Annotated in this window: 4 protein-coding genes; 3 read left to right on the top strand and 1 reads right to left on the bottom strand. The window is 51.7% G+C overall.

All coding sequences use genetic code 11. From position 1 onward, the window contains the following. Positions 1 to 75: 75 nt before the first annotated feature. Positions 76 to 2,826 carry a pitrilysin family protein gene (locus AB1690_06780; protein MEW6015010.1) on the bottom strand — a complete coding sequence of 917 codons (2,751 nt, stop codon included), beginning with the start codon at positions 2,824 to 2,826 and terminating at the stop codon, positions 76 to 78. Positions 2,827 to 3,007: 181 nt separating this feature from the next. On the opposite strand from AB1690_06780, the gene AB1690_06785 reads away from it, so the two are divergent. From AB1690_06785 to secF, 3 genes are all read left to right on the top strand, one after another. Then, the gene (locus AB1690_06785) at positions 3,008 to 3,427 is read left to right on the top strand and encodes a hypothetical protein (GenBank protein ID MEW6015011.1); all 420 of its coding nucleotides are present in this window, start codon (positions 3,008 to 3,010) and stop codon (positions 3,425 to 3,427) included. Positions 3,428 to 3,506: 79 nt separating this feature from the next. Beyond that, positions 3,507 to 5,198, top strand: coding sequence for a protein translocase subunit SecD (gene secD, locus AB1690_06790; GenBank protein MEW6015012.1), 1,692 nt, complete (start codon positions 3,507 to 3,509; stop codon positions 5,196 to 5,198). Positions 5,199 to 5,212: 14 nt separating this feature from the next. Further along, positions 5,213 to 6,139 (top strand): protein translocase subunit SecF, encoded by a 927-nt coding sequence (secF, locus tag AB1690_06795; GenBank protein MEW6015013.1) that lies wholly within the window; start codon positions 5,213 to 5,215, stop codon positions 6,137 to 6,139. The last annotated feature ends 217 nt before the right edge of the window (positions 6,140 to 6,356 follow it).

A 6,356-nucleotide genomic window follows, 5' to 3' on the forward strand; every position in this document is an offset into this window, starting at 1 on the left:
TCATCATGTCATATCCGCCTGCGGCGGATTAGACCCGACAAATCAGTACAACACTCTTCTTTAGATAATTCCTCCTCAATTCTCCAGATTCCCCGCTGTCGCCATCACGTAATTTTTCGTGTCAAAATAGCGGCGGGCTGTCCGCAGCACCAGCCCCCGGTCAATTTTCCGTATCTCGTCAATATAAACATCGTCATGGTCATACCCCAGGCCCAGATATTCATTTACCCCCATATAATAAGCCTGGTTTATTCGCGAAAGGTTGGCAGTCAGATTCGAACCCCAGATAGAGTTTATCGCTTCTTCCACCTCTTCTTTAGACGGCATCTCGGTCTTCAGTTTTTCGATTTCGGCAATGATGCCGTCGCGCGCCCGCGCAAAATTCGCCACGCCGGTTCCGATAGAGCAGATAAACCATCCAAAATTCCTATCCAGCGTCACCCCGGCGCCGACCGAGTAAGCCAGCCCCTGCTCTTCCCGAAGAACTTTCTGCAGCCGTTTTGAGAGAACGGAAGCGGTGACATCCAGAGCCGCGGCATCGGGCGACTTTGCCGACGGCAGCAGATTCCCCAGGTAAATATAAATCTGCTCCTTCTCCATCTTATGATGGGCCGTCTTGATGCCGCTTGGATTTGCCGGACGGGTCGCCTCGATGGGAGTAAAACCGCTTTTCGGAATCCGCTCGAAACTGATTTTGAGAAGCGACATCACTTTCTGCGGGTCATCATTGGTGCCGACCGTAATTATCATATTCTCGGGTGAGTAAATGCGGCGGTGATGCGCTTTCAGGTCATCGATAGTGATAGAACCGATACTCATCGGTGAACCTTCAATATTCCTCCCGTATGCCGTTCCCGAAAATAGTGTCGCGTAAAATTTATCCCGGGCGATTTTGTAGGTGGAGCCGCTGTTGCGCCCCAAAAGACCCATAATCTCCGCCCGCACCTTTTCCACTTCGGCCGAATCAAAGACGGGATGGGCAATCATATCGGAGAAAAGCTCGATACCCTTGACGGTGAATTCATCAATCGTTTCGAATTTCATAAAAGAGAACTGCCGGGTGGTATAACGGTCGTCATACGGTATCCAGGGATTGTCGTAGAGGGTAACCTTGGCGCCAATAGAGGCAAGTTCCTGCGAGAGTTGCTCGGCGTTTCGGGAGGTGGTACCCTTTTCAATCAGTCGGTTGACAAAGTCAGTAATTCCTTCTTTCCCCTCCGGCTCGGTGGCGCTGCGGTTCTTTCCGATGACATTGAGGGCGAATACCCGGCTGTCGGGGTTCGATTTGACTATTACCGTCAGGCCGTTGTCAAAAATCTGGCGGGCATAGCGGGCGTATCGCTTTTCTTCTTCGGAGAGAGCCCGCACTTCCGGCATCTTGAATTTCTTGCCGAGATTGAGGTCATGAATCTGAGGCGGATTTGCCCGAAAGTGCGCCAGCAGTTCTTCATCGGTCGGCCCAGCTGCTTGATACACAGCCTCGGTGTCGGACGACGCCGGAGTGACGACCGTGGCGACATAGTTTATCGGCGAGAAATATTTCTGACATGCCGCTGCAATCTCTGCCGCTGTCACCGAATCGATACGATTCTGAAATTGCCGGAAAAAATCCCAGCCGGTAATAGCCATAAGCGGCGCCACTGTAAAGCCATAGTAATGAAGTTTCTCGGACATATAGATTTCTTCGCACCGCCGGCTGACTTTATAGCCGTTCAGCAGCTCTTCCGAAGGCGGATTGTCTCCGAGGCTTTCCAGCACCGCATCGGTCAGAGCCATCATGCTGTCGGCTTTTTCCGGTTTCTCGGTGATGATTTCGATAACCAAGCGGGAGAATTCTTCTTTGGTATCAATATATGCCGAGACCGATGTTGCCAGCATTTCGCCGCCGGACGTCAGCGCCCGAATAAGCGGCGAGTTTTCCTCATCGGAGAGATAATCCTGCAGAAGCGCCATGGCAAAATATGCCGAATCGGTATAGCGGGGGGCTTCGATAGAATAATTGATATATGATGACTTCGTTTTGGCTGCGGTCTTGAATACCTGTTTGCCGCTAATGGGAGGGACAGTTATAACCGGCGCCGGCGGCAGGTCGGCTTTGGGGAACTTGCCGAATATAGACTGCACCATCACTTCCATCTGAGCCGTTTCAAAATCGCCGATAATAAGCGCCGTCATATTGTTCGGCCCGTAAAACCGCTTCCAGTAATCGATAACCGCCTCCCGCGGAATATTGGCGATAATCGATTCGTAACCGATAACGGGACGAGCGTACGGGGTTCCCGCGAGGCTTTTTTTGGCAAAATAATTCTCCGCGACCGTCCCTTCCGCGTCATTATCCTTCTTCATCTCCTCGATTACGATTTTCCGCTCCTTGGGGAATTTTTGCTCCGGGAAGATAGAGTTAAAGAGCATATCCGCCTGAGTCGCCATTCCGTAGTTGATATAGTCCTTCGGCATCAGCACCAGATAGGCGGTGAACTCCTTTCGGGTAAAGGCGTTCATATATCCCCCCAGACGTTCTATCCCCCGGGACAATTGCTCCTGGGTATTGGTGGCGGTGCCATTGAACAGGAGATGCTCAAGAAAATGGGTGGCGCCGTTGTTATAGACTGATTCATACTTGCTGCCTGATTTGACAAAGACAAGCGACGTTATCATCGGCGAGGCATGGTTCTCTTTAAGGATTATCTCCATCCCGTTGTCCAGAAAATATCTTTTTACCTTCTCCTCCTGCCCGAAAAGAGCCTGCGTGAGCAGAAGGGTAATGATGGCGGCGCCGCTGACGGAAACTGTCAGGAGACGAAAGACAGCATGATAAGGCTTCATAATTTTCCTCTAATTGTTCAAAATAAGGACATCATTTCTGACTTATACGTTTTGACCTCGGTCTGGTAACCCTAATTAATCGAAGGTCTTAACCTATTGGAAAAGGATGGCGCTGTCAAGGCGAGAATGCAGTTTGAAATTGACAATCAGCCAATTACCGATATATTGTAAGGAAATTTTTATGAAAAATCCGACCGGGATAAAATTCTTTTCTATTTTCGGCAAAACCCGAGGGTTGCTGCCGATTTTTCTATTCCTTCAGTTATTGCTGCTTTGCCCGATCTTAGGCGGCGATGCCGGGCAGGCCGGCGCCTCCCAATCTTCGGAGTCCCTGAATGCTGCCGCCCCACTGTGGGGCAATTTTGGCATGACCTCCGGGGACGCTCCGGAAGAGGGGACAGCGGTATATCTGAATATGCCGGCCGTTATCGGGGGAAACAATATCGACACCAGCCGCCCCGATACCCGCGCCGAGCTGCTTCGCTTTTCCCTGAAATTTGATTTTGCCTATAATGACCTCCTGACTACCGCCGCGGTGATTTCCCCCGAAAAAGCCTCGGAGTTTACGCTGGTTGGCGCCAAACCATCCGGTACGATGTAGTCCTCTTTTCTTTCTCTTTACTATCACTTAAACATTAATTCGAAAACATTACTATTAATTTTTATTAAGGGTATTTTATATGAAAGGACAAACCTGGCGATTAGTGCTGACGATAGGGCTTATCGTCCTTGCCTTCATCGGGTTCTGGAATACTCTCCGCTACTGGACGCTCGACGCGGCTGACAAGGAGAGAATGGAGATGCAGAAACCCGGTTCCGTTCAGGAACTTCAGAGAAAAGCGATGCGCCTCGGTCTGGACCTGCAGGGGGGCGTTCATATCGTCCTGCGGGTGATGCTGGAAAAAATTGAACCGTCAGCCAGAGCCGACGCCGTGGACCGCGCCATTCAGATTATTCGCAACCGCGTTGACTTTATCGGCGTCGCCGAGCCGGTTATCCAGCGGCAGGGGGACGACCGGATTATTGTTGACCTCCCCGGTTATACCGATGCCGCCCGGGCCGAAGAGCTTATCGGCCAGACGGCCCAGCTGGAATTTAAACTGCTCGAAACACAGGATAACGCCAACCTGATTCTGCAGAGAATCGATTCGGTGATGGCGGAAATTAACAAGGCTGAGAAAGCGGCCTCTTCCGATGAAACCACTACCGCTACGACCGAAACTGCCGCCCCTGATACCAGCGCCGCCGATACCGCCGCCAAAGATATCTTTGCCGATATTTTGGGAGAAGATACCCTGGATATCACCGAAGGGGATAGACCGTTCACTCTTTATCTCGACCCCTTCTTATTTAATTCCTCCAACAATACCCAGTGGCCCGGATATGTAGTAGCAGCAAGGGACCGTCGCTCCGTGGAAAAGATGCTGGAAAGGCCGGAAGTGAAACGGATGATACCGGAAGATGTGCAGTTTGCCTGGTCAACTCGCCCGGAGATTGTGGCGGCTCAGGAAGTCTATAAACTCTATATTCTCAAAAGCCGGGTGCAATTTTTAGGTAAGCATCTGGAGAGAATCAAACTGGGGAAAGGGCAGTATCAGGAGAACACGGTTGATTTCCGTCTTTCCGGCGAAGCCTCCGCCGCTTTTGCCCGTCTGACCGGCGCCAATATCGATAAGCCGCTGGCGATTGTCATTGACAACAAAGTGGAATCGGCCCCCTTTATCAACTCCCGCATCCGCAATGAAGGGCAGATTACCATGGGAAGCTCCGCGACCATTAAGGACGCCCAGAATCTGGAAGTGGTTTTGAAAGCGGGCGCATTACCTGCCCCGATGGAGATTATTGCCAAGAACGTGGTCGGCGCCACTCTCGGTTCCGACACAATCAGAAAAGGATTCTACTCCGCCATAGTGGGACTGTTTCTGGTTCTGGCTTATATCGCCTTTTACTATCGCCTCTCCGGTCTCATTGCCGACATCGGTCTTATCTTCAACCTTTTCTTTCTGCTGTCGATAATGGCGGCGCTCGAGGCGACTTTAACCATGCCCGGTATCGCCGGTATCATCCTGACCATCGGTATGTCGGTGGACGCCAATATCCTTATATTCGAGCGAATAAGAGAAGAGCTGCGCTCGGGCAAGACGGTGCGGGCGTCGATTGATGCCGGCTATCACCGCGCCTGGGCGGCGATTCTCGACGGTCATGTCACCACCCTGATTACCGCCGCCGCTCTGTATATTATCGGCGCCGGCTCCATCCGCGGCTTTGCCGTGTCGCTCTTCTGGGGTGTGTTGATTTCGCTGTTCACCGCATACGTAATCACCAAGTTGATTTTCGATATGCGTAAACATAAACAAACCTTGAGCATATAGCAGGCGAGGCGAATATGTTTTCATTAATTGGCGTACCAAATATAGATTTCATCGGGAAGAGAAAAATATCCTTCCTGGTCTCGGCGCTGCTGGTGGTGGTCGGCATCATCGGCTTCATCATGGTCTCCCTGGGCAAGGCTAATATCGGTATCGATTTCGCCGGCGGGGTCATGGTCCAGGGCCATTTTTTGCAGCCGGTCGGCATCGACCAGCTTCGCGATGCCATCCGCACCGAGTTTCCCGACGCCCAGGTCAATGAAGTCAAAGACTTCAGCTTTCCCAACGCGTTCATAATCAAGACCAAGCGCCCCGGCACCGATGCCGAAGGGAGCCAGCGCGCCAAGCGGATTGAAGAAATTCTCGGCACACAGTTCTCCGGCAACCAGTTCACTCTCGATTCCGAAAGCGTCATCGGACCGGCCGTCGGCGAAAAATTGCGCCGTGACGCCGGCTGGGCAATCCTGGTCTCCCTTATAGGAATCCTGATTTATATTGCACTGCGATTCGATTTCCGCTCCGGTGTCGCCGCCACCGTCGCCACCACACACGACGTCCTGGCCGTGGTTGGTATATTCTACCTCCTCGGATTGGAATTCGACCTTCTCACCCTTTCCGCCCTGCTGACCCTGGCCGGATACTCCCTTACCGATAAGGTCGTGGTCTATGACCGCATTCGGGAGAACCTGAGGAAATTCCGCGCCAAAACCGAGTTCATCTTCTGTGTCAACCGCTCCATCAATGAAACTCTTTCCCGCACTATCAACACCTCCACTACCGTGGTCGTGGTGGTGGTAATGGTCTTTTTGGGCGGCGAGACACTGCGCAATTTCGCCATTGCTCTTATTCTCGGGGTGATAATTGGAACCTATAGCTCCATTTTTGTCGCCAGTCCGATTGTAGTGGAATGGGAAGCCCGTTCTCCTCGGCGATTTAAGAAATAGACGGGACAATTTTGAACTGAGGGCGGTTCTTCTGAACCGCCCTTCTGAATTTCAGCAAGTTTGGCATGTTCTCTCAGGAAACGGAAATAAAGATTGACCTCGCCCTCGAAGTGAATTACCAGAAACTACTTGCCTTCTTTCCGGGGGAGAAGAAAGTCTTTAGGCAGGATAATTTCTTTTTCGACTCGGTCGACAGATTGCTTTCGCGAAGCGGCTG

Source organism: Candidatus Zixiibacteriota bacterium (assembly GCA_040753495.1).
Lineage (GTDB): Bacteria > Zixibacteria > MSB-5A5 > GN15 > PGXB01 > DYGG01.

Excerpts from the sequence above, each read along its gene's own strand:
- secD (MEW6015012.1), top strand. The coding sequence starts at position 3,507 with ATGAAAGGACAAACCTGGCGATTAGTGCTGACGATAGGGCTTATCGTC.
- AB1690_06785 (MEW6015011.1), top strand. The coding sequence starts at position 3,008 with ATGAAAAATCCGACCGGGATAAAATTCTTTTCTATTTTCGGCAAAACC.
- AB1690_06780 (MEW6015010.1), bottom strand. The coding sequence starts at position 2,826 with ATGAAGCCTTATCATGCTGTCTTTCGTCTCCTGACAGTTTCCGTCAGC.
- secF (MEW6015013.1), top strand. The coding sequence starts at position 5,213 with ATGTTTTCATTAATTGGCGTACCAAATATAGATTTCATCGGGAAGAGA.